The 25,248-nt window shown below is 73.3% G+C and carries 25 protein-coding genes; 11 read left to right on the top strand and 14 right to left on the bottom strand.

The features are described from left to right. Nucleotides 1-44: 44 nt before the first annotated feature. The 4 genes from ASE87_RS07815 to ASE87_RS07800 all read right to left on the bottom strand — a co-directional run bounded on the left by ASE87_RS07815 (nucleotide 45) and on the right by ASE87_RS07800 (nucleotide 3,986). Nucleotides 45-698, bottom strand: a complete 654-nt coding sequence (locus ASE87_RS07815) for a PepSY domain-containing protein (protein WP_056227373.1) — start codon at nucleotides 696-698, stop codon at nucleotides 45-47. Between the two features lie 161 nt (nucleotides 699-859). Further along, entirely contained in the window at nucleotides 860-2,431 is a 1,572-nt protein-coding gene (locus ASE87_RS07810) for a HAMP domain-containing sensor histidine kinase (protein WP_200925452.1), read from the bottom strand. After that, on the bottom strand, nucleotides 2,424-3,101 hold the full coding sequence (locus ASE87_RS07805) for a response regulator transcription factor (protein WP_043593570.1): 678 nt from the start codon (nucleotides 3,099-3,101) through the stop codon (nucleotides 2,424-2,426). Before ASE87_RS07805 ends, ASE87_RS07810 begins: the two co-directional genes overlap by 8 nt. 132 nt (nucleotides 3,102-3,233) lie before the next feature. Beyond that, a complete protein-coding gene (locus ASE87_RS07800) occupies nucleotides 3,234-3,986 on the bottom strand; it encodes an SDR family NAD(P)-dependent oxidoreductase (RefSeq protein ID WP_043593568.1) in 753 nt (250 codons plus the stop codon). 171 nt (nucleotides 3,987-4,157) lie between these two features. Between ASE87_RS07800 and ASE87_RS07795 the strand changes: the two genes are divergently transcribed. After that, entirely contained in the window at nucleotides 4,158-4,862 is a 705-nt protein-coding gene (locus tag ASE87_RS07795) for an HAD family hydrolase (RefSeq protein WP_056227366.1), read from the top strand. 59 nt (nucleotides 4,863-4,921) lie between these two features. Here the strand turns inward: ASE87_RS07795 and ASE87_RS07790 are convergent, their stop codons facing one another. Together ASE87_RS07790 and ASE87_RS07785 are read right to left on the bottom strand one after the other, a co-directional pair. Next, nucleotides 4,922-5,341, bottom strand: coding sequence for a VOC family protein (locus ASE87_RS07790; protein WP_043593564.1), 420 nt, complete (start codon nucleotides 5,339-5,341; stop codon nucleotides 4,922-4,924). Nucleotides 5,342-5,487: 146 nt separating this feature from the next. Beyond that, the gene (locus ASE87_RS07785) at nucleotides 5,488-6,714 is read right to left on the bottom strand and encodes a multidrug effflux MFS transporter (RefSeq protein ID WP_056227363.1); all 1,227 of its coding nucleotides are present in this window, start codon (nucleotides 6,712-6,714) and stop codon (nucleotides 5,488-5,490) included. Nucleotides 6,715-6,996: 282 nt separating this feature from the next. Between ASE87_RS07785 and ASE87_RS07780 the strand changes: the two genes are divergently transcribed. Together ASE87_RS07780 and ASE87_RS07775 are read left to right on the top strand one after the other, a co-directional pair. After that, nucleotides 6,997-7,458, top strand: a complete 462-nt coding sequence (locus ASE87_RS07780) for a MarR family winged helix-turn-helix transcriptional regulator (protein ID WP_043593561.1) — start codon at nucleotides 6,997-6,999, stop codon at nucleotides 7,456-7,458. After that, entirely contained in the window at nucleotides 7,455-8,843 is a 1,389-nt protein-coding gene (locus tag ASE87_RS07775) for an MFS transporter (protein ID WP_082452481.1), read from the top strand. The genes ASE87_RS07780 and ASE87_RS07775 overlap by 4 nt, the downstream gene beginning before the upstream one ends. Before the next feature lie 143 nt (nucleotides 8,844-8,986). Here the strand turns inward: ASE87_RS07775 and ASE87_RS07770 are convergent, their stop codons facing one another. Continuing rightward, nucleotides 8,987-10,021, bottom strand: coding sequence for a YdcF family protein (locus ASE87_RS07770; RefSeq protein WP_056227359.1), 1,035 nt, complete (start codon nucleotides 10,019-10,021; stop codon nucleotides 8,987-8,989). Between the two features lie 103 nt (nucleotides 10,022-10,124). Beyond that, complete coding sequence (locus ASE87_RS07765) at nucleotides 10,125-10,976, bottom strand: hypothetical protein (RefSeq protein WP_056227355.1); 852 nt, start codon at nucleotides 10,974-10,976, stop codon at nucleotides 10,125-10,127. 175 nt (nucleotides 10,977-11,151) lie between these two features. Here ASE87_RS07765 and ASE87_RS07760 point away from each other — a divergent pair, with 175 nt between their 5' ends. After that, a complete protein-coding gene (locus ASE87_RS07760; protein WP_056227353.1) occupies nucleotides 11,152-12,204 on the top strand; it encodes a hypothetical protein in 1,053 nt (350 codons plus the stop codon). A gap of 46 nt (nucleotides 12,205-12,250) precedes the next feature. Continuing rightward, nucleotides 12,251-13,123 carry an endo alpha-1,4 polygalactosaminidase gene (locus ASE87_RS07755; RefSeq protein WP_056227350.1) on the top strand — a complete coding sequence of 291 codons (873 nt, stop codon included), beginning with the start codon at nucleotides 12,251-12,253 and terminating at the stop codon, nucleotides 13,121-13,123. Nucleotides 13,124-13,159: 36 nt separating this feature from the next. Here the strand turns inward: ASE87_RS07755 and ASE87_RS07750 are convergent, their stop codons facing one another. Genes ASE87_RS07750 through ASE87_RS07740 form a run of 3 tightly spaced genes read right to left on the bottom strand, consistent with a single transcriptional unit; the run spans nucleotide 13,160 to nucleotide 16,691 of the window. After that, entirely contained in the window at nucleotides 13,160-14,005 is an 846-nt protein-coding gene (locus ASE87_RS07750; RefSeq protein ID WP_043595803.1) for a transglutaminase family protein, read from the bottom strand. Beyond that, complete coding sequence (locus tag ASE87_RS07745) at nucleotides 14,002-14,928, bottom strand: alpha-E domain-containing protein (protein ID WP_043595802.1); 927 nt, start codon at nucleotides 14,926-14,928, stop codon at nucleotides 14,002-14,004. The genes ASE87_RS07750 and ASE87_RS07745 overlap by 4 nt, the downstream gene beginning before the upstream one ends. Continuing rightward, complete coding sequence (locus ASE87_RS07740) at nucleotides 14,922-16,691, bottom strand: circularly permuted type 2 ATP-grasp protein (protein ID WP_056227346.1); 1,770 nt, start codon at nucleotides 16,689-16,691, stop codon at nucleotides 14,922-14,924. The genes ASE87_RS07745 and ASE87_RS07740 overlap by 7 nt, the downstream gene beginning before the upstream one ends. Before the next feature lie 277 nt (nucleotides 16,692-16,968). On the opposite strand from ASE87_RS07740, the gene ASE87_RS07735 reads away from it, so the two are divergent. From ASE87_RS07735 to ASE87_RS07710, 6 genes are all read left to right on the top strand, one after another. After that, a complete protein-coding gene (locus tag ASE87_RS07735) occupies nucleotides 16,969-17,181 on the top strand; it encodes a hypothetical protein (RefSeq protein ID WP_055978025.1) in 213 nt (70 codons plus the stop codon). A gap of 148 nt (nucleotides 17,182-17,329) precedes the next feature. Further along, on the top strand, nucleotides 17,330-17,599 hold the full coding sequence (locus ASE87_RS07730; protein WP_043595797.1) for a GlsB/YeaQ/YmgE family stress response membrane protein: 270 nt from the start codon (nucleotides 17,330-17,332) through the stop codon (nucleotides 17,597-17,599). A gap of 440 nt (nucleotides 17,600-18,039) precedes the next feature. After that, complete coding sequence (locus ASE87_RS07725; protein ID WP_082452480.1) at nucleotides 18,040-18,780, top strand: aminoglycoside 3'-phosphotransferase; 741 nt, start codon at nucleotides 18,040-18,042, stop codon at nucleotides 18,778-18,780. Nucleotides 18,781-18,839: 59 nt separating this feature from the next. Then, nucleotides 18,840-19,034: an antitoxin VbhA family protein gene (locus ASE87_RS07720; protein WP_043595794.1), complete on the top strand. Its 195-nt coding sequence runs from the start codon at nucleotides 18,840-18,842 to the stop codon at nucleotides 19,032-19,034. Between the two features lie 73 nt (nucleotides 19,035-19,107). Beyond that, a complete protein-coding gene (locus ASE87_RS07715) occupies nucleotides 19,108-19,626 on the top strand; it encodes a Fic family protein (RefSeq protein WP_235472241.1) in 519 nt (172 codons plus the stop codon). Nucleotides 19,627-19,746: 120 nt separating this feature from the next. Next, nucleotides 19,747-22,461 (top strand): phosphoenolpyruvate carboxylase, encoded by a 2,715-nt coding sequence (locus ASE87_RS07710; RefSeq protein ID WP_056227340.1) that lies wholly within the window; start codon nucleotides 19,747-19,749, stop codon nucleotides 22,459-22,461. Nucleotides 22,462-22,606: 145 nt separating this feature from the next. On the opposite strand, the gene ASE87_RS07705 is transcribed toward ASE87_RS07710, so the two are convergent. The 3 genes from ASE87_RS07705 to ASE87_RS07695 all read right to left on the bottom strand — a co-directional run bounded on the left by ASE87_RS07705 (nucleotide 22,607) and on the right by ASE87_RS07695 (nucleotide 25,132). Continuing rightward, nucleotides 22,607-23,569, bottom strand: a complete 963-nt coding sequence (locus ASE87_RS07705) for an SDR family NAD(P)-dependent oxidoreductase (protein ID WP_056227337.1) — start codon at nucleotides 23,567-23,569, stop codon at nucleotides 22,607-22,609. 392 nt (nucleotides 23,570-23,961) lie between these two features. Then, nucleotides 23,962-24,588, bottom strand: coding sequence for a CDP-alcohol phosphatidyltransferase family protein (locus ASE87_RS07700; RefSeq protein ID WP_043593207.1), 627 nt, complete (start codon nucleotides 24,586-24,588; stop codon nucleotides 23,962-23,964). A 109-nt stretch (nucleotides 24,589-24,697) separates the two neighbouring features. After that, nucleotides 24,698-25,132, bottom strand: a complete 435-nt coding sequence (locus tag ASE87_RS07695) for a hypothetical protein (protein ID WP_056227334.1) — start codon at nucleotides 25,130-25,132, stop codon at nucleotides 24,698-24,700. Nucleotides 25,133-25,248: the final 116 nt, after the last annotated feature.

The raw sequence follows: 25,248 nt of genomic DNA, 5'->3' as shown, positions 1-25,248 counted from the left end.
GGAACCAGTCTCCCATCACCGGCCCGGCTGCGGCCCTGCCCCCGTCAGCGGCGGGCGTCGACGTCGGTGCGCACGACGCCGAACGCCTGGTCGAGGTCGACGTCGACCTCGGTGCCGTCGTCGAGGCGCACGTCGACCTCGTAGGCCACGCCGGCGTCGTCGCTGCGGTCGGCGTCGGTCACCGTGCCCCCACCGGCGGCGGCGAGGGCGGCGGCCGCGGCCCGGTCGTAGTCGGCGCCGGTCAGGTCGTCGTCGCCACGGGTCGAGTCCTCGACCGAGTCGTCGCGCCCCGAACCCGCGACGGGCGTCGGGGTGGCGTCCGAGCCGAGGGAGTCGTCGTCGTCACGGTCGTCGCCGGCGGGCGTCGGGGTGGCGCCGGAACCCCGCGAGTCGTCGTCGACGCGGCTCGAGGTGACGGAGTAGTCGCCGCCGAGCAGCACCGTCGCCTCGCGCCCGTCGGGCAGGACGACCTCGACCTCGTAACCGGCGAGTCCGTCGTCGAGGGTGTCCACCTCGGTCACGGTGCCGCCGCCGGTCTCGGCGAGCGCCGCCTCCTGGGCCCGGTCGCGGGTCTGCGCGGAGACGCCGTCGTCGAGGCCCGAGGCGAGCGCCACGCCGCCGCCGCCCAGCACGAGGACGCCCGCGATGCCGCCGGCGATCAGCAGGGACTTCTTCTTGGTGAGGGTGTTCTTCAGCATGGTTCGCTCCGTTCGTGGGGCCGCCGGGCGGCCGGTCTGTCGCTCTCTCGAGCTGGTGACCCCACTCTCGCGAGCGAGCACTGAAGCCGTGCTGAAGCCCGCTGAAGAACCGTTCAGGAGGCGCGGGTCGCCTCACCGGGGCAGGGCGGGTGGCCCTCGGGTCAGACGGGGCCGGCGGGGAGGTCGACCACGAAGCGGGCACCCCCGAGCGGCGACGTGGTGATCGAGACCGAGCCCCCGTGCACCCGGACGATCTCGCGGACGATCGCCAGCCCCAACCCGCTGCCGCCCGAGTCGCGGGCGCGGGCCTCGTCCAGGCGGACGAACCGCTCGAAGACCCGCTCTCGGTCGGCCTCGGCGACCCCGGCCCCGTCGTCGTCGACGGTGAGCACGGCGCGCCCGTCGCGCTCGTCGAGGGCGACGGCGACGCGGGTGTCGGCGTGCCGGGCCGCGTTCGCCACGAGGTTGTGCACGACCTGGCCGAGCAGTCCCTCGTCGCCGTCCACGCGGGCCGGGCCGACGGCCGTGGCGTCGACGGCGAGCGACCCCCGACCGTCGGGACGGGCGACGCCGCGCAGGCGGGCGGTCTCGGCGACCACGAGATCGTCGAGGTCGACCGGGCGACGCGTCACCCCGAGGGCGCCCTCGTCCGCCCGGGCGAGGACCAACAGACCCTGCACGAGCGCCGTCAGCCGCGCCTCCTCGCCGAGGACGGTGTCGGCCAGGGCCGCACCGTCGATGCTGCCGGGGTGCAGCAGCGCGACCTCGGCGTGCTGCCTGATCGTGGCGAGCGGCGTCTTGAGCTCGTGCGAGGCGTCGCCGACGAAGCGCCGCTGGGCCGTCGCCGACGAGTCGAGCCGGTCGAGCATGCCGTTCAGCGTGCGGGCGAGGCGGGCGATCTCGTCGCTGCCACCCGGGTCGGGCAGTCGGTGCGACAGGCTCTGCGCCGTGACCGCGTCGACCTCGCGTCGCATCGACTCGACCGGGCGCAGGGCACGGCCGACCACGAGCCAGGTCGTGACGCCGAGCACGAGCAGCGCCACGGGGATCGCGACCCCGAGCGTCACGAGGCTGGCCGAGGAGGCGGCGCTCGCCTCGTCGAGGGAGCGTGCGGCCACGACGCCGTACTCGGTCGTCACCGTCTCGGCGGGTTCGGGGGTGGCCTCGGGCGTCGGGGTCGAGTCGTCGGCGACGTCGTCGGCGTCTTCCGCGGCGTCGTCATCGTCGTCGTCGCCGGACCGCGAGGACGCGGTCGGCGTCGGTTCCGCGCTCGGCGTCGGCGTGGTCTCGACCCCGACGTCGTCCCGTTCGACGACGAACCGGTCGCCGTCGAGCGTCACGCGGTCACCCGACCCGGCCGCCGCGAGCGACGAGGCGGACTCGACGAGGTCGTCTTCTCCCCCGGCGGCGAGCACGCGGCCCGAGGAGTCGGTCACGACGACGAGGGCTCCCTCCGCCTCGCCCGCGACTGCCACGTCGGGCGTCGAACCGATCGCCAGGGCCGACACGGCGCGGTCCACGTCGGCCGAGGCGGACCGGCGCGGGCCGTCGGCGAGCACGGCCTGTTGCACGAGCGCGAAGACGAGCGTGAACACGCCGAGGGTCAGTGCGACGGCGAGCACGGCGGCCGCGGTGATGCGGGAGCGCAGCGACGCCCGTCGAGCGCGACCCGGCCCGGTGCCGGCCGAGGGCCCGGGCCCGGGCACCGGGACGCGAGGGGCGCGCTCAGCCACCCCGCGCCTCCAGACGGTAGCCCGCCCCGCGCAGCGTGACGATGGCCTCGCGCCCGAACGGGCGGTCGACCTTGTTGCGCAGGTGGCGCACGTAGACCTCGACGATGTTGGGGTCGCCCTCGAAGTCGTCGTTCCACACGCCGTCGAGCACCTCGCGCTTGGTGACGACGCTGCCGGCGTGGCGCATGAGGAACTCGAGCACCGCGAACTCGCGGCTGGTGAGCTCGACCGCGACGTCGCCGCGGTGGACGCTGCGGGAGGCCGGGTCGACGCGCAGGTCACCGGCCTCGAGCACGACCGGCCGTTCGCGGGCACCACGGCGGACCAGGGCGCGCAACCGGGCCAGCAGGACGGCGAACGAGAACGGCTTGGTGAGGTAGTCGTCCGCGCCGGTGTCGAGGGCCTCGACCTGGTCCCACTCGCCGTCCTTGGCGGTGAGCACGATGACGGGGGTCCAGTCGCCGCCCTCGCGCATGGCCCGGCAGACGGCGTAGCCGCTCATGCCGGGCAACATGATGTCGAGGACGACCACGTCGTACGTGCCCTCGCGGGTGCGCCAGAGCCCGTCGGTGCCGGTCGCCGCGACGTCGACCGCGATGCCCTCGGCCTCGAGCCCGAGCCGCAACCCCTCGGCCAGGGTCGCCTGGTCCTCGACGACGAGCACGCGCACGGGGCCTCCCTCGGTCGCGCCGGGTGCGCGTCGTGCCCATCATGGCGGCCCGGCGCTGAAGCGCGGCTGAAGCGGGCCGACCGAGGAGGCGCGGCGCGGGAATCCCCGCACCGCGCCTCCTGCACACCGTCGTCAGTGCGCCGAGTAGCCGCCGTCGACGAGGTGGTAGCTGCCCGTGACGAACGACGCCTCGTCGCTCAGCAGGAACAGGACGAGCGCCGAGACCTCGGCGTCGGTGCCCAGGCGGCCGGTGGCGTGCTGCGACTCGAGGTACGAGAGCGCGTCGCCCTCGAGCGAGGCGCGCACGAGGGGCGTGTCGATGAAGCCGGGGCCGACCGCGTTCGTGCGGACGCCACGCTTCGAGTACTCGAGCGCCGCGACCTTCGTCAGGCCCACCAGGGCGTGCTTGCTGGCGACGTAGGCCGCGTTCTGGGCGATGCCGACCGAGCCGAGCACCGAGCTCATGTTGACGATCGAGCCGCCGCCGGCCTCCACCATGGCGGGCAGCTGGTAGCGCAGGCCGTAGAAGACGCCGTCGAGGTCGACCGAGCGGACGCGGTCCCAGGCGGCGATGTCGTACTCGCCGATGTCGGCGGCCGGGGCGCCGATGCCCGCGTTGTTCACGGCGAGGTGCAGGGCGCCGTAGGTGGTCTTCGCGAACTCGACGGCCGCCTCGGACTGCTCGGGCTTCGCGGTGTTCTGCTCGAAGGCCACGGCCGTGCCGCCGGCGGCGACGATCTGGTCCACGACGCCCTGCGCCGCCTCGAGCTTGATGTCGGTGACGACCACCGACGCGCCCTCGGCCGCCAGGGACCGTGAGATCGCGGCGCCGATGCCGCTGCCTCCGCCGGTGACGAGTGCCGTCTTGTCGCTGAACCGTGCCATGGTGTGTGCCTCTCTCCGTTCGTGGGCCGGCCGTCGGGCCGGTCGGACTCGTCGACGAGCCCGCCTGCGAACATACGCCCGCATCGACACTCGGACAACAGGTGTCGCTTTGCCCTCGGCGAAATTCGTGCAGTCCGTGCAGCCCTGCTCGTTCAGGGGCAGGGTGGCGGGATGACCTCCCCCACGTCCTCCTCTCCGTCCACCGCCGTCCTCTTCGACATCGACGGCACCCTGGTGGACTCGAACTTCGCACACGTCGACGCCTGGTCGCGGGCCTTCACCGACGTCGGCCACCCCGTCGACAGCTGGCGCATCCACCGGTCGATCGGCAAGGACTCCGCCCTGCTGGTCGAGGGGCTGGTCGGGAAGGACGCCGCCGCGCGCCTCCTCGACGACGCGAAGGACGCGCACTCGCGGCACTACGCCGAGCACCTCGGCGACGAGGGCGACCTCCACGTCTTCGAGCGGGCGACCGACCTGCTCGCCGAGCTCGCGCGCCGGGGGCACGGCGTCGTGCTCGCCACGAGTGCGCCCGAGGACGAGCTGAAGGCGCTGCGCGGCCTGCTCGACGTCGAGGACGCGCTGTGGGCCGTCACGTCGAGCGAGGACGTCGAGACCGCCAAACCCGACCCCGGCATCGTCGAGGTCGCCCTCGAGAAGGCGGACGTGCCGGCCGAGCGCGCCGTGATGGTCGGCGACGCCGTGTGGGACGTCGAGGCCGCGCACCGGGCGGGCGTGACCTGCGTCGGCGTGCTGAGCGGCGGCTTCTCCCGGGCCGAGCTGGTCGAGGCCGGGGCCGAGGAGGTCTACGACGACGTGGCCGACCTGCTCGCCCGGCTCGACGAGAGCGTGATCGGTCGGCTCGGGCGCGACTGAGGCGGGGCGTCCTCGGAGACCACCCCCGCGCCTCCGGGTCCGGGCGGCGCGACCCGGGCTCAGGCCGCGGCACCGCCGACGTTGACCATCCAGTGCTGGCCGAAGCGGTCGTCCAGCATGCCGAACGAGTCGCCCCACGGCGCCTGCGACAGGGCCTCGTGCACAGTGCCTCCCTCGGCGAGCGCGGCGAACCATCCGGTCAGCGTCTCGGCGTCGTCGGGCCCGCCGAAGAGCGAGAGCGACATGCTGCTCGCCTCCTCGAGCGGGTACGAGTCGGGGCGGTCCGCCCCCATCAGCAGCAGGCCCGACGGCGTCTTCAGCTGGGCGTGCATGACCTTCCCGGCCTCGTCGGGGGTGCCCACCCCGAACTCGCCGAAGGTGCTGAAGGTGGGGCTGCCGCCGAACACGGAGGCGTAGAAGTCGAACGCCTCCCTCGTCTCGGAGCGGAACGCCAGGTACGGGGTGAGCTGCACGGTCACGGGGTCCTCCTCGGGTCACGGCGCCGGTCGGCGTCGAGCCCAGGGTGGCACCGCCCGGTCCGGCGCACCAGCCCCGGATGGACGGCAGGAGGCGCGGGTCGCGCCCCGTGGGTCAGGTCGCGTGGGTGCGCCCCCCGCCCCGGGGGTCAGGTCGCCGGGGTACCGCCTCGGGACGACGCCCACACCTGCACGGCCAGACCGACGGCGATGAACCCGAGCATCAGCGCGCCCATCACGACGGCCGTGCCGCCGAGTGCCCCGGCGAGCGGGGTCGCGGCGCCGCCGAGCCCGAACTGCAGCCCACCCGCGAGCGCGGCGGCCGTGCCGGGCGCGCGGTGCCCGAGCGCCTGCGTCAGCGTGATCGACCCGGGGATGACCCAGCCCCAGCCCGCCGTCACGAGGGCGAGCGCGGGCCAGATCAGTGCCGGGCCGACGCCGGTCAGCGCACCGACGAGCACGAGGGCCGAGCCCACGGTGCAGGTGACGAGGCCGGCGGTGAAGAGGTGGTCCTCGGCGAAGCGTCCGACGAGGCGGCGGAACACCAGGGTCGAGGCGATCATGCACGACGCGTTCGAGGCGAAGACGAGCGTGTAGAGGCCCTCGCCGAAGCCGTACTGCTCCTGGAAGACGAACGACGACGTGGCGATGTACGAGAAGAAGCCGATCGTCGCGGCGCAGCCCGTCACGAGGTACCAGCGGAAGCGCGGCATCGCGAGCAGCGTGCCCATCCGTCGCAGGGACGCGAGCAGCGAACCCGCACCCGGCTCGGGGTCGACGAGCGTCTCGGGCAGGCGCCGCGCGGCCGCGCAGGTCAACGCGGCGCCGAGCACCGCCAGGACGACGAACGTCGCCCGCCAGCTCGACACCGAGAGCACGACGCCGCCCACGAGCGGCGCGACGACCGGGCCGACGGCGTTGATCGCGGCGAGCGTCGCGAAGAGCCTGCTGCGCACGAGGCCCGTCGTCGAGTCCCCCACCATGGCCCGTGCCGCCACCGAGCCCGCCGCGCCGCCGACGCCCTGCGCGACGCGGGCGACGACGAGGGTGGCCGCGTCGGGAGCCACGGCGCAGGCGATCGAGGCGAGGGCGAACAGGACCGTCCCGCCCAGCAGGATGCGCCTCCTGCCCCGACCGTCGCTGATCGGCCCGATCACGATCTGGCCGGCCGCGAACGCGACGAGGAACGCCGTCAGGCTGAGCTGCACCTCGGCCGTCGTCGCCCCGAGGTCACGCGCGATGGCCGGCAGCGCGGGGATGTACATGTCGGTCGCGAACGGCGAGATGCCCACGATGAGCGCCACCGTCAACACGGCCCCACGCCCGGTCAACCAGGAGGGGCGGCTCGGCTCGGCCGGGACGTCGTCGTCGCTCACCGGTCCGAGCCTAGGCGCACGCCGTCCCCGAACCGCCGCGAACCTCGCCTCGCCCGCGCGCGCCTCCTCCCCTCCACCGCGCGCGCCTCCTCCCCTCCCCCCTCCCCCCTGTGCAAATCGCGACCGCACCCGGCGCCCGCGGCGGGCCGAACCCGACCGCCGGGGCGCGACGCGCCGCTCACGTCTGCGGACGAGCGGCGTGTCGGCTCTCCGGTGTCGCGATTTGCACAGGATCAGCCAGACGTTTACTTAGCCGAACTAAACGAGTATCGTGGCCCGGCGATGACCGACTCCGCGCCTCCTGCCCCCTCCGCCACCCGGGCCGTGCCGCACGCCCACCTCGCGACCGACGTCCGAGGGGCCGTGCTGCGACTCGCCCGTCGACTGCGCCAGCAGAAGGCCGACGCCGACGTCACGGACGCCCAGATGGCCGCTCTCGGCTACGTCGTGCAGAACCAACCGTTGACGATCGGGGCGTTGACCGCCCACGAGGGCGTCACTCCCCCGTCGATGAACCGCACCGTCGGCAAGCTCGTCGACGCCGGGCTGCTGCGTCGCACGGTCGACGACGACGACAAACGCCGCGTGCTGCTCGAGACGACCGAGGCCGGTGCCGCCTTCGTGTTCGAGACGCGTCGACGTCGTGACGAGTGGCTCGTGCCCCGCCTCTCGGCCCTGACCCCCGACGAGCGTCGCACCCTGGCCGACGCCACCGAGATCCTGCGGAAGCTGACGCGCTCGTGACGGCCATGTTCCGCAGCCTGTCGCTGTTCAACTACCGCCTCTGGTTCGCCGGGGCGCTGGTGTCCAACATCGGCACCTGGATGCAACGGACGGCGCAGGACTGGCTCGTCCTCACCGACCTGACCGACAACGACGCCACGGCGCTCGGCATCACCATGGCGCTTCAGTTCGCGCCGCCGATCCTGATGGTGCCGATCACCGGGCTGATCGCCGACCGGTTCGACCGGCGGCGGCTGCTGATGGTGACGCAGCTGAGCATGGGCCTGCTCGGGCTCGGCCTGGGCGTGCTCGTGCTGACCGACAGCGTGCAGCTCTGGATGGTCTACCTCTTCGCCCTGTTGCTCGGCGTCGCGGCCGCGATCGACGCCCCGGTGCGGCAGAGCTTCGTGTCCGAGCTCGTGCCCCCCGGCCACCTGACGAACGCCGTCAGCCTGAACTCGGCCTCGTTCAACGGCGCCCGCCTGATCGGCCCCGCCGTCGCCGGCGTGCTCATCGCGACGATCGGCACGGGCTGGGTGTTCCTGATCAACGCCGGCTCGTTCGCCGCCGTGCTGCTGTCGCTGCGGTTCATCCGCGTCGCGCAGCTCGAGCTGAAACCGGCGGTGTCGCGGGCCAAGGGCCAGATCCGCGAGGGGTTCCGGTACGTGCGCGAGAGGCCCGACCTCGTCGTCGTCTTCGTCATGGTCTTCGTCATCGGCACCTTCGGCCTCAACTTCGCCATTTTCACCTCGACCATGGCCAGCGTCGAGTTTGGTGTCGACGCGAGCGGGTTCGGCCTGCTGTCGTCGGCGATCGCGGTGGGGTCGCTGGTCGGCGCCCTGCTCTCGGCCCGACGCGAGAAGCCTCGCTGGCGCGTGCTCGTCACGGCGGCCCTGGCCTTCGGCGTCACCTGCCTCGTCGCCGCCGTCATGCCGACCTACTGGAGCTTCGCGGCCGTGCTCGTCACCGTGGGACTCGCCTCGATCACCCTGATGACGACGGCGAACGCCACCGTTCAGCTGACCACGGCACCCCGCATGCGAGGGCGCGTCATGGCGCTCTACATGGCCGTCTTCACCGGTGGCACGCCCCTCGGCGCACCGATGGTCGGCTGGGTCGCGAACGTCGCCGGACCGCGCTGGGCCATCGGCGTCGCCGCGGCGTCGGGCTTCGTGGCGGCCGGCGTCGCCGTCGTGTGGCTCGTGCGCGGGCAACACCTGCGGGTGCGCCGCGTCCGCGGGGGCGAGCCCGACCCCGTCACCGGAGCACTGCCCGTGCTCGGGGCGGGCCGGTTCCACTACCGCCTGCAGCACGACGGCGACGCGGCCGCGGCCGCGGCCCGGGCACGCGACGAGACCGCGGCCGAGTTGGCCGTCGACGAGGGCACGGCGACGCGACCGTCCTGACCCGCCGGGCGTCGGCTCGACCCGCCTGACGCCGCTGCATCCCGCTCAGGACGGGCCAGTGCGGCGGAGGCGGGCGGGCACGATCGACCGTCCACCACGAACACGCCCGTATTCGGCACGTCAGGAGGCGCGGCGCCGGCGGGTCAGAGGCGCGCGTAGACCAGCAGGGACGCCAGCAGCACGACGAACGGCGCGACCAGCAGCACGTTGAGCAGCTTGTGCTCGACCATGACGGCCACCCACTCGCGCAGGAAGGCGCTCGGCACGTAGTACGCGGCGGTGGGGGCCCCGACCACGTCGGCGCTGCTGCCGGCGTCCCGTGCCAGCAGGGCGGCACGCAGCACGTGGTAGTTGTTCGTCACGACGAGGGTCGGCCCGGTCCGACCGGCGTCGGCGAGCACCCGACCCGACAACACGAGGTTCTCGCGGGTCGAGCGCGACGCCGTCTCGGGCAGCACGTCGGCCGGGTCGGCACCCTGGGCGATCAGGTACTCGGCCATGGCCTCACCCTCGGGACGCGGTTCGTCGGCCCCCTGACCGCCCGACGGCACGAGCACCGGCCGCCTCACGCCCTCGGGAGTCGCACGGTAGATCGCCAGCGCCCGGTCGAGTCGGCTGCGCAGCAGCGGCGGCACCTCGCCGCGGATCAGACCGGAGCCGAGCACGATCAGGGCGTCGGGCTGCTCGCGCACCCGGGGTCGGGCGTAGACGAGTGACCACAGGGTGAACGCGGCGAACGTGAGCGCGGCGTAGCCGGTGACGAAGACCACGACGATGCCCAGTCCCACGGAGACGTCCTGGAGGGCCGCGACGTCCGATCGGCGACCGGCCTCGACGATCACGACGACGAGCAGCGGCACGCCGATCAGCGCGATGCCGACCAACAACGACAGCAGGTTGCCGAGGCTGCGCCCTTCGGACCGGAGCATGGTGACGCCGTTCGCGATCGCGAAGACGGCGAGCGCGAGGACGAGCAGGGGCACGAGCGCCACGGCGACGAGGAACACGAAGACGAGCGGCGGGAACGCGGCGACGAGGACGTTCGCGGCGGCGACGACCCCGAACCCCCCGGCCATCAACAGGAAGACCCCGTTGCGGAACCTCCGGGCGTCCCGTCGACGCGACACGGCGAAGAGCAGGAGGAAGACGGCGGCGATGCCGACCGAGATCGCGGTCATTGCCCGAGGCTACCGGCGTGACGCCCCAGGAAGTCGCTCGGACCCCCGCGCGCGCGGAAGGGTCTCGGCGAGATCCTGGGGTCTCAGGACGCGACTCGCGCGGTCAGCGGTCGAAGAGGTTGCCCAGGCCGGGGATCTGGAACCCCTCGCCGAGGTTGCCGAGCTGGTCGCCCAGCCCGCCCACCTGGTCGCCGAGGCCGCCGACCTGCTCGCCCAGGCCGCCGAGGTACTCCTCGCCGCCTGCGGTCAGACCGTCGAGCCCCTCGAAGCCGAACCCGTTCGTCAGCTGGTCGAAGTCGATGCCCGACGTCACGGCGTCGGACAGCAGGGGCAGGGCGACGATGCTGACGGCGGCCGCCCCGGCCACGGCGACCGCGAGGCCCGCGACCCCCGCCACTCCTGCGCCGACCGCGGCACCTGCCGCGACCTTGCCCCCCGTGCTGCCGAGCACGCGCTTCATCAGCCCGGGGTGCGCGGTCTCGCCGCGCGTCGCCGCCCGGGCGAGGTCGGCGGGGGAGCTCGAGGCGGGACGTTCGCCCTGGGGCACCTCGGCGCTCAGGCGGGCGAGCACCTGCTGGCGCTGCTCGGGGGTGAGCCGCTCGAACGCGTCGCGGTGCACCTGCTCGAGCTGCTGCGGCGGGGCGGTCTGCAGCAGGTAGTCGTACTTGGCGAGGGCCGCACGATCGGCGGCGGAGCCCTGCGGGGCGTGCCCACCCGTCGCCGGACGACCGACGCCCTGCTGAGGTGCGCCGTACCCGCCACGCTGCGGCTGCTGCCGGCCCTGCTGCGACTGCACGGTCTGACGGTCGTCGCCGGTGACCTTGTCGGAGACCTTGCGCACCATGTCGCGCCAGTCGGTGGAACCGCCGGACGCACCACCGCGCCCGGTCGAGGAAGAAGAGGAGTTGCCGAGCGCACGCGCGGCGGCACCCAGGAGACGGTCGAAGTTGGCCATGCCCCCGATCCTCCCGGCCCCGAATCCGAGAAGCCCCCGCAGGAGCCGAGCATCGCCCGGGAACGGCGCGTCCACCTCCACGGGTTACGGTCGAGCCCCCGTCGGGGTTACATTCGCAGGGGACGTCCGCGCGGGCCCGACTCGCGGCGTGCGCCCCACGGACAGGAGGTGTCGCATGGGCAAGGCAGCAGTCACGGGCTGGGTCGCTCTCGCGATGCTCGTCTCGGGTGCCGCGCTCGTCATGGCCGCCACCTTCCGCCTCGCGAGCGTGGGCCTCTTCGCCGGCGGCTTCCTGCCGATCGGCGACCTCGACTTCGTCACCATCGCGATCTGGCTGCTGGGCGCCGCCCTCGCCGTGGGCGGCGTCGCGATCGCGCTCGTCGGGCTGACCGACCGGGTGCTCGGCGCCCTGCCGCGCGACGAGCCCGACCGCGGTCTCGAGCACGAGGCCGCCCGTGGGACGGCACCGGCCACCGCCCGTCCGGCGGCCCGGGAGGCGCGGGTCCTGCCCGCAGGACGACCGACGGCCGCCGCCGTGCTCGCGTCCGCTCCCGTGGTCGCCGCCGCACCGACCCCGGCGGTCGCCTCCGCCCCGAGCACGCCCGTCGAGAACGAGTCCGCTCCCCTGGCCGCGCCCGAGCCGTCCCCCGAGCCGGTGACCGCGGGCCCGACCCTCGCCGAGCGCCTGCGTCCCGTCCTCGCGTCCGCCGCCGCCCACGTCGCGGCCGCCACGCGCGCCACCGGCGACGCCCTGGCCCGTGCCGGCCGAGCCACGGCCCGGGGCACCCGTCACGCCTCCGAAGCCCTGGTCGCCTGGGTCCGACGCACCACGCCCGTCGTCGTCGCGTGGTTCCGCACGACGGGCACCACCGTGGCGACCCGCACCCGACCGGCCGCTCGTTCGACCTGGGACGGCGTCCGTCACGGCAGTCGCGCCACCGCGGCCGGAGCCGCCGTCGCCGCCCGGGCCACGGGGGCGACCGCACGCCGCGCCTCCTCGGCCGCCGCCACCCGCGCACGCGACAACGCGCGCTCGCTCGCGGCCACCCGCGCCGCGTCCCGGGCCGCCGCCCGCCAGGCCGAGCTCGATCGGGAGTCGGCCCGACAGGCCGCGCGCCTCGACTTCCTGGCCTCGCGACGCGCCCCGGTGACGCCGACCCCGGCGGTCGACGCCGCGGTGGACGCCGCGGTCGAGCGCGAGTCCGCCCCGCTCTCGCACACGGCCTGACGCGCACACCCGCACGAGCACCCGCACCCTCCCCTAGGCTCGCCGCATGCGCGTACCCCTCGGATTCGTCGGCCTGGTCGCCGTGGCCCTCACCGTGACGGGTTGCACGAACGTCGACGCCGGGGCCGGTGAACGACCCGAGCGCGCCTCCTCGTCCGCGGTGGTGGCGTCGGGGGCCGCGACGGCCGACGGCGTCGTGCTGCCGCCCGAGGGCGCCCGCTTCGACTACCAACTGGGAGGCGCGTCGCCGGTCCCCGACGGAGCCACCGTCGTCGCCCGCGACAGCACCGACGACCCCGCCGAGGGCGCCTACGGCATCTGCTACGTCAACGGGTTCCAGACGCAGCCCGGAGTCGAGTGGCCGGACGAGCTGCTCGTACGGACGGCCGACGGCGAACCGCTGGTCGACCCGGGCTGGCCGGACGAGCACCTGTTCGACCTGTCCACCGAGGCGAACCGGCAGGCCGTGGCCGAGCGCCAGGCCCCGACGATCGACGGGTGCGCCGCCTCGGGCTACCAGGCGGTCGAGTTCGACAACCTCGACTCGTGGACGCGGTCGGACGACGCCTTCGGCGAGGACGACGCGGTCGCCTTCGCGACGCTGCTGGTCGCGCGGGCCCACGCGGCCGGGCTGGCGACGGCGCAGAAGAACACCGCCGACCTCGGTGCCCGGGGCCGCGACGAGGTCGGCTACGACTTCGCCGTCACCGAGGAGTGCGACCGCTACGACGAGTGCGACGCCTTCACGGACGTCTACGGCGGGCTCGTGTTCGACGTCGAGTACACCGACGACCTCCGCGGCTCGATCGCCGAGGTCTGCGCCCGCGTCGGCGAGCTCGACCCGGCCCCCACGACCATCGTGCGCGACCACGACCTGGTGCCGGCCGACGACCCGGCCCACGCCTACACGGCCTGCTGACCCGCGCCTCCTGAGCCCCCGGCGGGCCGGGACGCCCTAGGCCTCGCGGGTGATCTCGACGGTGACGAAGAGCTCGCTGTTCGACGACCCCGCGTAGACACCGCGCAGCGGCGGCACGTCGCGGTAGTCGCGGCCCTGGCCGACGACCACGTGGCGTTCGCCGATGTCGATCAGGTTCGTGGGGTCGTAGCCGTGCCAGGTGCCGCAGAAGAACTCGACCCAAGCGTGGGACTCGCCCGTGACGGTCTCGCGCAGCTCGGCCGAGGGCTTCGGGTGCAGGTAGCCGCTGACGTAGCGCGCCGGGATGCCCGCCGCCCGCAGCGCACCGACCGTGACGTGGGCGATGTCCTGGCAGACGCCGGCCCGGGCGGCCCACGACTCGGCGGCCGTGGTCTTCACGTTGGTGACGCCCGGCAGGTACCGCACCGCGCCTCCGACCGTCTCGCAGATCGCCATCGCGGCGGCGCACGGGTCGGCGTGCGACGCCCGTGCCTCGGTGCCGACCTCGGCCAGGTCCACCGGAGGCGCGGTGAGGGGCGTCTGCTCGAGGTGCTCGACGAACGACGTGCTGGCCCCCGCGACCGCCGCCAGGTCGTCCCACGAGATCGTCTCGGACGGATGCGCCTGAGGTCGCACCTCGACGAGCGAGGTCGCGGTCAGGGACAGCTGCCGGTGCGGCAGCAGCACCTCGAACGACGACACCCGCGTGCCCCAGTAGTCGACGTACTCGTGCGACGCGGCGACGGGTTCGATGCGCAGGTGCGACGAGAGCACGAACTGGCCCTCGGTGTGCGCGGGCAGCATGCGCGCCTCGTTGTAGCTCGCGACCGCCTCGCCCTGGTACGAGAAGCCCGTGAGGTGCCGGATGCGCAGCCGGCTCACGATCGCTCCCCCACCCAGGTCGGTGCCGCGCTCGTCGGGAAGTACCGTTGCCGGATCGCCTCGGACGCGGCGCTCGTCGCGGCCTGCACGGTGTCCATCTGGCCGGGCAGGTCGTCGAGGATCTCGCCGATCGGCCGGTACTCGAGCTCGCTGCGCATCTGACCGAGGATGCGCACCCCGCTGTCGGACGCCGCCACCCGGTGGTTCGTCGGCTCGACGTCGCGCAGGCAGGCCTCGGCCCGACTGATGGCGAACAGCACGCTGCGCGGGAACAACCGGTCGAGCAGCAGGAACTCGGCGGCGTTGCGGGCACTCGGCACGCCCCGGTAGGTGCGCAGGTAGGCCTCGTACGCACCGCACGACCGCAGGATCGTCGTCCACGACGGGCCGGACGCCTCCGTCAGCGTGCGGGTCGCGAGCAGGCGCGCGGTCATGTCGGCCCGCTCGATCGACCGGCCGAGGGTGAAGAACTGCCACACCTCGTCACGGCTCGTGGCGCTCTCGATGATCCCGACGGCGAGCGCGCTGCGCTCCCGCACCCAGGCGAAGAACTCGTGCACCTTGTCGTCGGCGACCTTGCGCGGCATGCGGGCCCGCGTCGTGTTGAGGCACTCCCACAGCTCGGTCGAGACGATCTCGCGGGCCCGGCGCGCGTTCTCGCGGGCGGCGCCGAGCGAGTAGGCGATGGAGGCCGGGTTGTGGCGGTCGACCGCGAGCATCGACAGCACGTCGCCCCGGGCCAGGTCGCCCTCGGGGGCGTCGCTGCCCATCACGGCGAGGAGGCTGCGGCAGGCGACGTCCTCCTCGATCCAGGGGTCCTCGAGCAGCAGCTGCAGGTGCACGTCGAGGATGCGTGCCGTGCCGTCCGACCGCTCGATGTAGCGGCCGATCCAGAACAGGCTCTCGGCGATGCGGCTCAGCATGATGGCCCTTCGGTCGGGGTGGCTCCGTGGTCGGGAACGCGGGACGCAGGAGGCGCGGGTCGGCTTCGTGACCCGGCCCGCACCTCCTTCGCCTGTTGCTGTTGCGCCTGCTGGTCGTTGCGGGGGTCGTCCTGGGGCGCGTGGTCGGGGCTGTGGTCGGCCGCGGCGGCCGTGGCCTCGGCGAGCTGCTCGGGCGTGACGATCGGGATCGACTGCGTCGGGGTCGTCTGCTCGGCGATGAGAGCGCTCACGTCGTGACCGGCCCAGGCGTTGACGTCGCCGCCGACGATCCAGGTGTCCTTCGAGCCGCCGCCCTGGCTGCTGTTGACGACCAGCTGCCCCTCGGGCAGGGCGACCCGGGTGAGGCCGCCGGGCAGCACCCACACGTCGTCGCCGTCGTGCACGGCGAACGGTCGGAGGTCGGCATGGCGGGGGCGGAGGCCGTCGTCGACCAGGGTCGGGATCGTGCTGAGCTGCACGACGGGCTGCGCGATCCAGCCGCGAGGGTCGCGTTGCAGCTGCGTGCGCAACTCGTCGAGCTCGCGTCGGCTCGCGGCCGGACCGACGACGAGGCCCTTGCCGCCCGAGCCGTCGACCGGCTTGACGACGAGCTCGTCGAGGCGGTCGAGCACCTCGTCCAGGGCGCCGGGGTCCTCGAGCCGCCAGGTGTGCACGTTCGGAAGCAGCGCCTCCTCGCCCAGGTAGTAGCGGATCAGCTCGGGCAGGTAGGTGTAGACGAGCTTGTCGTCGGCGACGCCGTTGCCCACCGCGTTCGCGATCGTCACCGTGCCGAGACGGGCGGCCATCAGGAGGCCCGGCGAACCGAGCACCGAGTCGGCGCGGAACTGCAGGGGGTCGAGGAACTCGTCGTCGACGCGGCGGTAGATCACGTCGACGCGTTCGGGTCCGCCGGTGGTCCGCATGAAGACGCGGCCGCCCGAGCAGTAGAGGTCGCGGCCCTCGACCAGCTCGACGCCCATCAGGCGGGCCAGCAGGGTGTGCTCGTAGTAGGCGGAGTTGAACACCCCGGGGGTCAGCACGACGACGGTCGGCTCGTCGACTCCCGACGGGGCGCTCTTCTTCAGGGCGGCGAGCAGCCGGTTGGGGTAGTCCCCCACCGGACGCACCCGCATCGAGACGAACAGCTCGGGCAGCGTCTGCGCCATGACGCGACGGTTCGAGATGACGTAGCTGACGCCGCTCGGCACCCGCACGTTGTCCTCGAGCACGCGCCAAGCGCCCGCCTCGTCGCGGATCAGGTCGATGCCGCTCACCTGGATGCGCACGCCGTTCGCCGGGTCGATGCCGCTCGCCTGCCGGTGGAAGTGGCTCGAGCTCGTGATCAGGCTCGCCGGGATGACCCCGTCGGCGATGGCGGTCTGCGGGCCGTAGACGTCGGCGAGGAACGCCTCGAGGGCCTTGACCCGCTGCTTGATGCCGCGCTCGACGGTCGTCCACTCGGCGTGCTCGACGACCCGCGGCACGGCGTCGAGCGGGAACGGCCGCTCCTCGCCGGCGAAGTCGAAGGTGACGCCCTGCGCCAGGTACGAGTCGGCGAGCGCCGCGGTGCGACCCCGCAGGTCGTCCTGCGTCATGCCCTCGAGCGTCGCGTGGATCTCGTGGTACGCCCGACGGGGCGTGCCGTCGGGCTCGAACATCTCGTCCCATGCGGCGGCCGGCGGACGGGCGCCGGCTGGTCGGGTGCCGACCGACCGGGCCGCGGCACCCGTGGTGGTCGCGTATCCCTCGAAGAGCTCACCCATGGCTCGACGCTAGCCAGGGGGTGTTGCCGGGGTGTTTCGGCCGTGCGGCGGGGGTGTGTCGGGGGCTCGGAGGTGGCTATGCGACACGTGTCGCCCGGGTGTCTGGCCGGGCGTCGGCCGGGCGTCGGCCGGGCGTGGGCCGAGCGTCGGCCGACCGAGGGGCAGGACAAAAGCGAACAACGGGCGCTTCCCACCAATCCGATTTGTAACAGAGAACTCCCAGGAGGAATAGCGTCACCCCCGAACGACAAGAACGTCCCACTGGGAGGACCCCCACATGCGCTTCAAGTACCTCGTCATCGCCCTCATCGCGTTCCTCGCGTACACCTACGGAGCCAAGGCCGGAAAGGGTCGCTACAAGGAGATCAGCAACTTCTTCGACTCGTTCTGGAACGACCCCAAGGTGAAGAAGGCGCGTGCCCAGGCCAAGAAGGACGTCGCCAAGGCCCGCAAGGCCGCGGTGAAGAAGGCCCGCAAGGCCGCGCACTAGTCCTTCCAGCCGCAGGGGCCCGAGAGGACGACCTTCTCACGGGCCTCTTCGCATGCGGCCGTCACACGGACCCCGCTGGCACGCACCCGATCCCGACCGTCTCAGCAGCATCAGCGCAACCCGCGCACCAAACGAAAAGGAACACATCATGGGCTTCCTCGCCTTCATCCTCCTCGGCCTCATCGCCGGTGCCATCGCCAAGCTCATCCTCCCCGGCCGTCAGGGCGGCGGCTGGATCGCCACCCTGATCCTCGGTGTCATCGGCGCCCTCATCGGTGGTTGGATCGGCGGAGCCGTCTTCAACGTCGGCTACGACGGCTTCTTCAGCATCCAGAGCTGGATCATCGCCATCCTCGGTGCGCTCGTCGTCCTCGTCATCTGGGGCTTCATCACCGGCCGCAAGGGCAGCCGCGCGTAAGCAGCTCCCCCCGCACCACGACAGAGCGGGCCGTCCCTCCGGGGGCGGCCCGCTCCGTCGTCTCCAGGAGGCGCCTTGCCGTTCCCGGCGTGCCTGCACCCCAGCCGCGCCTCCGCGCCCCGCGTGCCGAACTCGACCCGCACCTCCGCGCCCCGCACTCCGCACCCCCGCCCCCGCGTGCCGAACCCGACCCGCACCTCCTCACCCCGCGTGCCGAACCCGACCCGCACCTCCGCGCCCCGCACCCCCGCACTCCGCGTGCCGAACCCGACCCGCACCTCCCCACCCCGCGTGCCGAACCCGACAACCGCCGCGCGCCACGCCGCTCATCTCCGCCCCACGGCCCCGAACACCAGCCGACTGTCGCGAATTGCACACGGCGGCCAGGCAGCAGGGGCGCCAGGGGCAGCGGGTGCGGGTGCGGGTGCGAGACTCGTGGCATGTGGACGCAGAACCGGCCCGACCCCGACGCCGAGGTGCCGGAGGCGGTGGTCACGGCCGCGCGCAGCGACGCCATCACGGCGGTCTGGCGGAACGAGGCCGGAGGCACCACGTACCGCCTCGGCGACGGGCCGACCCGGCGCTTCGCGAAGTGGGCCCCGCACGGCAGCGGCCTCGACCTGCACGCCGAGGAGATGCGGTTGCGCTGGGTCGTCGACTTCACCCCCGCCCCCCGCGTGCTCGAGATCGGTGGCGACGACGCGGGCGAGTACCTGGTGACGGCGGGTGTGCCGGGGCGCAGCGCCGTCGACCTGCTCTGGGCCGCCGACCCGGCGACCGCCGTGCGCGAGGCGGGACGAGGGCTGAGGCGACTGCACGACGTGCTGCCGGTGGACGAGTGCCCGTTCGGTTGGTCGGTGGACGACCGCATCGCGAGCAGCGAGAAGGCTCGCACCGCGCCTCCTGGACTCGGCGACCCGCCGGCGATCGACCGCCTCGTCGTCTGCCACGGCGACCCCTGCGTGCCCAACACGTTGATCGGCGACGACGGACTCTGGTCGGGGCACGTCGACTTCGACGCCCTCGGCGTCGCCGACCGCTGGGCCGACATCGCCGTCGCGACGATGAGCCTCGGCTGGAACTACGGCCCCGGCTTCGAGCAGACCTTCCTCGACTCGTACGGCGTCGCCGACGACCCCGTCCGCACGGCGTACTACCGGGCGCTCTGGGCCGCGACGTGACCCGGGCGAGCAGGTAAAATGGGACGATCCGAGCCAGCCGCCATCGTCCGGGAGCGACCATGACACCGCCGTCCGACCCTGCACAGCTGACCCTCTTCCGACAGCGGTCGGTCCACGAGGCCGAGCACAGCGGCGAGATGGAGGGCCTGCACGTCGACTCCGACACGTCGTCGGATGCCGACGACTACGTGGCGGGGCGGATCGATTCCGACGAGCTCGTCGCCCGGGCGCGGGCTCGCTACGGACTTGCCTGACGGCGTCGACCCGTACGTCGATCCGGCCACGGGAATCCTTCGGAATCTCGTCGGCGCGACCGATCGGCGGTCGTTGGACGAAGCCGAGGGTGCCCTCGCGTTCGCCCGGCTCGTCCAGCTCTCGGACCACGAGGCTCCGAGCACGCGCGACCTGGCCGAGCTCTGTGGCATCCACCGTCACCTGTTCCAGGACGTGTACGACTGGGCCGGCACGCCGCGCATCGTCGACATCCGCAAGAACACCCCTGGTGCCGAGCATTTCCTGCCCTGGTCGATGATCGAGCGAGCATCGGCTTTCGCGTTCGACGAGCTGCGGGCCGACGACCACCTCCGCGGCATGGACAGGACGCGGTTCGTCGAGAGGCTCGCCCACCATTTCGACGCGATCAACTACATCCATCCGTTCCGCGAAGGCAACGGCCGGGCGCAGCGGGTCTTGTGGGGCCGGATCGCCGAGGACGCCGGCCGGCGCCTCGACTGGCGCTCGATCGACTCCACCACCAACGTGACAGCCTGTCGTGCGGCGTCGGAACGCCAGGACTTCGAGCCGTTGCTCGCGCTCTTCGACGACGTGGTCGTCGACGCGACGTGACCCGGGCCGAGTCGCACCCGGGCCCACGACGCCACGATGTGGGCACCGCGCCACGATTAAACATGGCGGTGTGACCAGAACGTGGCGTCATACATCGCCCGGGTCGTCCAAGATGGTGCGGTGACCGACATCGAGACCACACGACGACACGACGGCAGCCGTGACGACATCAGCGGCGCCGTCGACGGCAGCCTCCGTCAGGACGTCAGCTACCTCGGCAGCCTGCTCGGCCGGGTGCTGCGGGAGTCCGGCGGCGACGAGCTCTTCCAGGCCGTCGAGGACGTCCGGGCCGCCGTCATCGCCGCCTACGAGGGAGCCGACGGCGCGAGCCTCGACGATGCCCAGCGCCTCGTCGACGCCCTCGACCAAGGGCTCGCCGAGCAGGTCGCCCGCGCCTTCACCTGCTACTTCCACCTCAGCAACCTCGCGGAGGAGCACCACCGCGTCCGCGTGCTGCGCCGCCGCGGCAGCGAGGCGAGCGCCGCGGGCGACTCGGTCTCGGCCACCTTGCGACAGCTGACCGACGAGGTCGGCGCCGACGAGGCCTCGAAGCGGCTCGACGCCCTGCGCTTCCACCCCGTGCTCACCGCGCACCCGACCGAGGCCCGTCGCCGTGCGGTCGCGTCGAGCATCCGTCGCATCAGCGACCTGATGATCGACCGCGACCGGCTCGAGAACGACGTCGCCGTGGCCGAGGCCGAACGCCGCCTGCTCGAAGAGGTCGACACGCTCTGGCGCACCTCGCCGATCCGCACCACGCGCCCGACCCCGCTCGACGAGGTCCGCACGGCCATGAGCATCTTCGACCAGACGCTCTTCGAGATCGTGCCGCAGGTCTACCGCCTGCTCGACGACCGGCTGCTCGGCGACGCAGCCGGCCGCGAGCCCGCCGTCGCCCCCGCCTTCATGCGCCTCGGCACCTGGATCGGCGGCGACCGCGACGGCAACCCGCACGTCACGGCCGAGGTCACCCGGGCCGCCGCCGACATAGCCGCCGAACACGTCCTGCTCGGCCTGCACCGCGCGACCTCCCGCATCGGCGGCACCCTGACGCTCGACGAGGCCGAGACCCCGGCCTCCGACGAGCTGGTGGCCCTCGCGGAGGCGCAGCGCGGCATGGACGCGGACGTCGCGTCCCGCATCGGCGTGCGCTCACCCCACGAGCTGCACCGCCGCGTGCTGATGTTCGTCGCGGCCCGCATCGACGCCACCCGCCGCGAGGGAGCGCCGCTCGCCTACGGCCACCCCGACGAGCTGCTCGCCGACCTGCGGGTCGTTCAGCAGTCGCTGCGCGCGGCCGGCGCGCACCGCAGCGCCAACGGCGACCTGCAGGGCCTCGTCTGGCAGGTCGAGACGTTCGGCTTCCACCTCGCCGAGCTCGAGGTGCGCCAGCACTCGCAGGTGCACCGCACGGCCCTCGCCGAACTCCGGGCGGCCGACCCGGTCGCGGGCGGGGAGCAGTCCACCGGCGGCGACGCCGCGTCCGACACCGCGCCTCCTGCACGCAGCGAGATGACCGACGAGGTCCTCGCGGTGTTCCGCACGATCGCCGACCTGCAGAAGCGCTACGGCGTGCGGGCCGCGTCGCGCTACATCGTGTCGTTCACGCAGTCGTCGGCCGACCTGGCCAACGTCTACGAGCTCGCCGAGCGCGCGATGGGCGACGAGCCCGCGCCCGTGCTCGACGTGATCCCGCTGTTCGAGACGTTCGCCGACCTCGAGGCCAGCACGCGCATCCTCGACGAGGCGTTGCAGACCGAAGCCGTGCAGCAGCGCCTCGCGGCGACCGGCCGCCGCCTCGAGGTGATGCTGGGGTACTCGGACTCGTCGAAGGACGTCGGCCCCGTCTCGGCCACCTTCGCGCTCTACGCCGCCCAGGCCCGCATCGCCGACTGGGCCGCCGAGAACGACATCGAGCTGACGCTGTTCCACGGACGCGGCGGCGCCCTCGGCCGCGGTGGCGGACCGGCGAACGAGGCCGTGCTGGCGCAGCCGCCGGCCTCCGTCGACGGTCGCTTCAAGATCACCGAGCAGGGCGAGGTCATCTTCGCCCAGTACGGCAACAAGACGATCGCCGCCCGACACGTCGAGCAGATGGCCGCGGCCACCCTGCTGGCGTCGAGCCCGTCGAACGAACAGGCCAACGCGACCGCCGCCACGCGGTTCGCCGAGGTCGCCTCGACGATGGACGTCGCCTCGCGCGAGGCGTTCTTCGGCCTGGTCAAGGCCGACGGCTTCGCCTCGTGGTTCGCCGCCGTCACCCCGATGGAAGAGGTCGGCCTGCTCGCGCTCGGTTCGCGCCCGGCCCGTCGCGGACTCTCGGTCGAATCCCTCGAAGACCTCCGGGCGATCCCGTGGGTCTTCGCCTGGACGCAGGCCCGCATCAACCTCGCCGGCTGGTACGGCCTCGGCTCGGCGCTCGAGGCCGTGGGCGACCTCGACCTGCTGCGTGAGGCCTACGCGACCTGGCCGCTCTTCTCGGCGATGATCAAGAACGTCGAGATGTCGCTCGCCAAGACCGACGAGCACATCGCCCGCGAGTACCTGGCCCTGGCCGACCGCGACGACCTCGCCGGACGCGTGCTCGACGAGATGGCCCGCACGCGCTCGTGGGTGCTCGCGGTCAGCGGCCACGGCGAGGTGCTCGACGGACGTCCGGTGCTGAGCCGCGCGGTGCGGCTGCGCTCGCCCTACGTCGACGCTCTCTCGCTGCTGCAGTTGCGCGCCCTGCGGGCCATCCGCGTCGCGGGCGGTGGTGACCCGGCCGACGCCGACCACCGCCTCCTGCTGCTCAGCGTCAACGGGATCGCCGCCGGGCTGCAGAACACGGGCTGAGCCGCGGCACTCCGCAGGACGCAGGAGGCGCGGGTTGGGTCGTCGACCCGGCCCGCGCCTCCTGCGTGCTCCGCCCGTCGCTCGCGCGGGCGCATCAGCCCGGCGAGGGCGTCAGCCCGGCGGGCGCGTCAGCCCGGCGAGCGCGTCAGCCGAGCAGCTGCTCGCTGAGCGCCCAGAGGCGGTCCGACTGCTCGGGGTCGAGGGCGTAGTCCTTCACGCCGCGGCCTCGGGCGTCCTCGCGGAACGGCTCGGCCTCGGCGACGTCCTCGAAGTAGCGGGCGCCGACGCCCTCGACGAGCGGGTGGACGGCCACGAAGACCGACGTCGCGGCGCCCTGCTGGGTCGACTTGAAGGCCGGGTTGGGGGTGCCGTCCTCGTCGATCCAGCCACGGTCGAGCATCTCCTGCTTGGGCAGGTGGCGCTGCAGCGGCGTCAGGATGCCGCCCGGGTGCACGGCGTTGGCCAGCACGCCGTCGTCGGCCCAGCGCTGCGTGACGCCGACCGCGAAGAGGGAGTTCGCGGTCTTCGACTGGCCGTAGGCCGACCACGGGTCGTACTCGCGACGCTCGAACATCACGTCGTCGAACACGACGGGCGAGAAGTGGTGGCCGGTCGAGCTGAGCGACACGAGGCGCGACGGGGTGCCCGAGGCCTGGGCGCCCTCGACGAGAGCACCTCGGAGCGCGTTCGCGAGGGCGAAGTGACCGAGGTGGTTGTTGCTGAACTGCAGCTCCCAGCCCTCGGGGGTGCGGGTCTCGGGCGTGGCCATGATGCCGGCGTTGTCGATCAGCACGTCGAGCGGGCCCTGCCACGCGTCGGCGAAGGCCTGCAGGGTGTCGCGCTTCTCGAGGTCGAGGATCGCGGCGCGGACCGTGCCGCTGCCGTCGCCGGTGCTCTCGCGGATGTCGGCGACGGCCTGCTCGCCCTGCTCGGGACGGCGGACGGCGAGGGTCACGTCGGCCCCCGCAGCGACGAGGGAGCGGGCGGTCTCGATGCCGATGCCGGACGCGGCGCCGGTCACGACGATGCGCGTGCCGGTCAGGTCGAGGCCGTCGACGACCTCGTTCGCGGTGGTGGCGGCACTGAAGGGGGTGGTGATGCGAGTCATGACGTCGACGCTACGCCCGGGAGGGGACACCTCTCTCGGCGAACCGGTGACGGCCGGGCACGTCCCGACCGGCACCGCGCCTCCCGGATGTGCCGAACCCGACCGGCACCGCGCCTCCCGGACGTGCCGAACACGACCGGCACCGCGCCTCCCGGACGTGCCGAACACGACCGGCACCGCGCCTCCCGGGCGTGCCGAGCCCGACCGGCACCGCGCCTCCCGGGCGTGCCGAACCCGACCGGCACCGCGCCTCCCGGGCGTGCCGAACCCGACAACCGCCGGCCGACACGCCGCCCGGTTCGCGGGGAAATCGTTCTCCCCCAACCTCGGTCGTCGCGAATTGCACACCTGCGCAGGACGGCAGAGGACGGGGGGCAGGGGGCGGGCGAGGGTCAGGCGGTGCGGCGTGCTCGGCGCATCCGGACGAGCGCGGCGGCGTAGAGGGCCGCCGCGACCCAGTGGCCCACGAGGCCGATCCAGAGCACCACGAGGCCGATCGTGCGAGCGACGGCACCGGCGTCGGCGAGCGGTGGCGACGCCGCGCCTCCGGACCCGCCGAACTGGTCCACGACCGCCGCCGCGACCAGCACGAGCAGCAGCCCGACGAAGATCAGCGCCGTGCGGATCTTGCCGACCCACGTCACGGGGAACGACGCCCCGGCCAGCACGAACAGCGCGTAGGCGCTCAGCAGCAGGTCGGGCACCAGCAGCAGCGGCAGCACGGGCCAGGGCACGAGCCCTCCGGCGACGAACGCGATGACGACGACGATCACGGTGACGCGGTCGGCGACCGGATCGAGCCACTTGCCGAGTTCGGACGTCGTGTTCGTGCGGCGGGCGATGAACCCGTCGAGGAAGTCGGTGACGAAGACGACCGCGATGACGACCATGGCCGACCAGTAGTGCTGATCGACGATCAACACGAGGAACACCGGCAGCAGCAGCAGCCGGGCCGCCGAGATGGCGTTGGGCACGGTGCGCCACTCGTCCTGACGGAACAGCTTGTCGACGAGCGTCACGAGGCCCCCTCTGCGCGATCGCGCGGACAGTCGGTGCGGTCGCACCGGTCACACCCGAGGAGGCGCGGGTCGCTCCCCCGAGATCGCCTCGAGTCTACGGGTGCCCCGGTCAGGCGGTGCCGTACAGCGCGTCGGGCAGCTCGCGCGTGAAGATCTCGGCGGTCTTCGGGCCGACACCCTTGAGGTCGGTGAGGCGGCGGGTCAGTTCGGCCCTGTCCGCCGACGACCGCACGAGGTGGTTCACCGAGCCCCAGTCGGAGTCGACACGTCCCATGACCTCGTGCAGCTCGTCGCTCATCACGTGGTCGATGCGGGCGTAGCCGGCCTCGTCGAGCAACCGGCGCAACCCCTCGTGGTCGTGCTCGGCGAAGCGAGCAGGGCTGGTCAGCCCGTGGTCGATCAGCACCTGGTACGTGTCGGCGGCGACGCCCTGCTGCACGGGCCGGCCGAACAGCACGCTCGCGAGCAGCCAGCGGTACAGCTGCTGCGGCGAGCCCTCGCTCACGTCGATCCCGAGGTCGGAGGGGTGCTTCACGTCGCTCATGCCGTCCTGTCTACGCCCGGTGCGCGACGCGGGTGACGCGCACCGCACCTCCTCGGCTCGCCGCGGACGCCGGCCGCCGCGCAGACCGCGCGGCCGACCCCACGACGACGAACCCC

This window comes from Frigoribacterium sp. Leaf44, from assembly GCF_001421865.1.
In the GTDB taxonomy this organism is placed as follows: domain Bacteria; phylum Actinomycetota; class Actinomycetes; order Actinomycetales; family Microbacteriaceae; genus Frigoribacterium.
Note: the sequence above shows the minus strand (reverse complement) of the source record. Positions and strands in the feature narration are given on the sequence as shown.

Bases quoted from the DNA above. Each gene is read 5' to 3' on its own strand.
- ASE87_RS07770 (WP_056227359.1), bottom strand. From the start codon at position 10,021: ATGACCGCGATCTCGGTCGGCATCGCCGCCGTCTTCCTCCTGCTCTTC.
- ASE87_RS07760 (WP_056227353.1), top strand. From the start codon at position 11,152: ATGGGCAAGGCAGCAGTCACGGGCTGGGTCGCTCTCGCGATGCTCGTC.
- ASE87_RS07735 (WP_055978025.1), top strand. From the start codon at position 16,969: ATGCGCTTCAAGTACCTCGTCATCGCCCTCATCGCGTTCCTCGCGTAC.
- ASE87_RS07705 (WP_056227337.1), bottom strand. From the start codon at position 23,569: ATGACTCGCATCACCACCCCCTTCAGTGCCGCCACCACCGCGAACGAG.
- ASE87_RS07755 (WP_056227350.1), top strand. From the start codon at position 12,251: ATGCGCGTACCCCTCGGATTCGTCGGCCTGGTCGCCGTGGCCCTCACC.
- ASE87_RS07780 (WP_043593561.1), top strand. From the start codon at position 6,997: ATGACCGACTCCGCGCCTCCTGCCCCCTCCGCCACCCGGGCCGTGCCG.
- ASE87_RS07765 (WP_056227355.1), bottom strand. From the start codon at position 10,976: ATGGCCAACTTCGACCGTCTCCTGGGTGCCGCCGCGCGTGCGCTCGGC.
- ASE87_RS07725 (WP_082452480.1), top strand. From the start codon at position 18,040: ATGTGGACGCAGAACCGGCCCGACCCCGACGCCGAGGTGCCGGAGGCG.
- ASE87_RS07800 (WP_043593568.1), bottom strand. From the start codon at position 3,986: ATGGCACGGTTCAGCGACAAGACGGCACTCGTCACCGGCGGAGGCAGC.
- ASE87_RS07795 (WP_056227366.1), top strand. From the start codon at position 4,158: ATGACCTCCCCCACGTCCTCCTCTCCGTCCACCGCCGTCCTCTTCGAC.
- ASE87_RS07740 (WP_056227346.1), bottom strand. From the start codon at position 16,691: ATGGGTGAGCTCTTCGAGGGATACGCGACCACCACGGGTGCCGCGGCC.
- ASE87_RS07730 (WP_043595797.1), top strand. From the start codon at position 17,330: ATGGGCTTCCTCGCCTTCATCCTCCTCGGCCTCATCGCCGGTGCCATC.
- ASE87_RS07695 (WP_056227334.1), bottom strand. From the start codon at position 25,132: ATGAGCGACGTGAAGCACCCCTCCGACCTCGGGATCGACGTGAGCGAG.
- ASE87_RS07745 (WP_043595802.1), bottom strand. From the start codon at position 14,928: ATGCTGAGCCGCATCGCCGAGAGCCTGTTCTGGATCGGCCGCTACATC.
- ASE87_RS07720 (WP_043595794.1), top strand. From the start codon at position 18,840: ATGACACCGCCGTCCGACCCTGCACAGCTGACCCTCTTCCGACAGCGG.
- ASE87_RS07815 (WP_056227373.1), bottom strand. From the start codon at position 698: ATGCTGAAGAACACCCTCACCAAGAAGAAGTCCCTGCTGATCGCCGGC.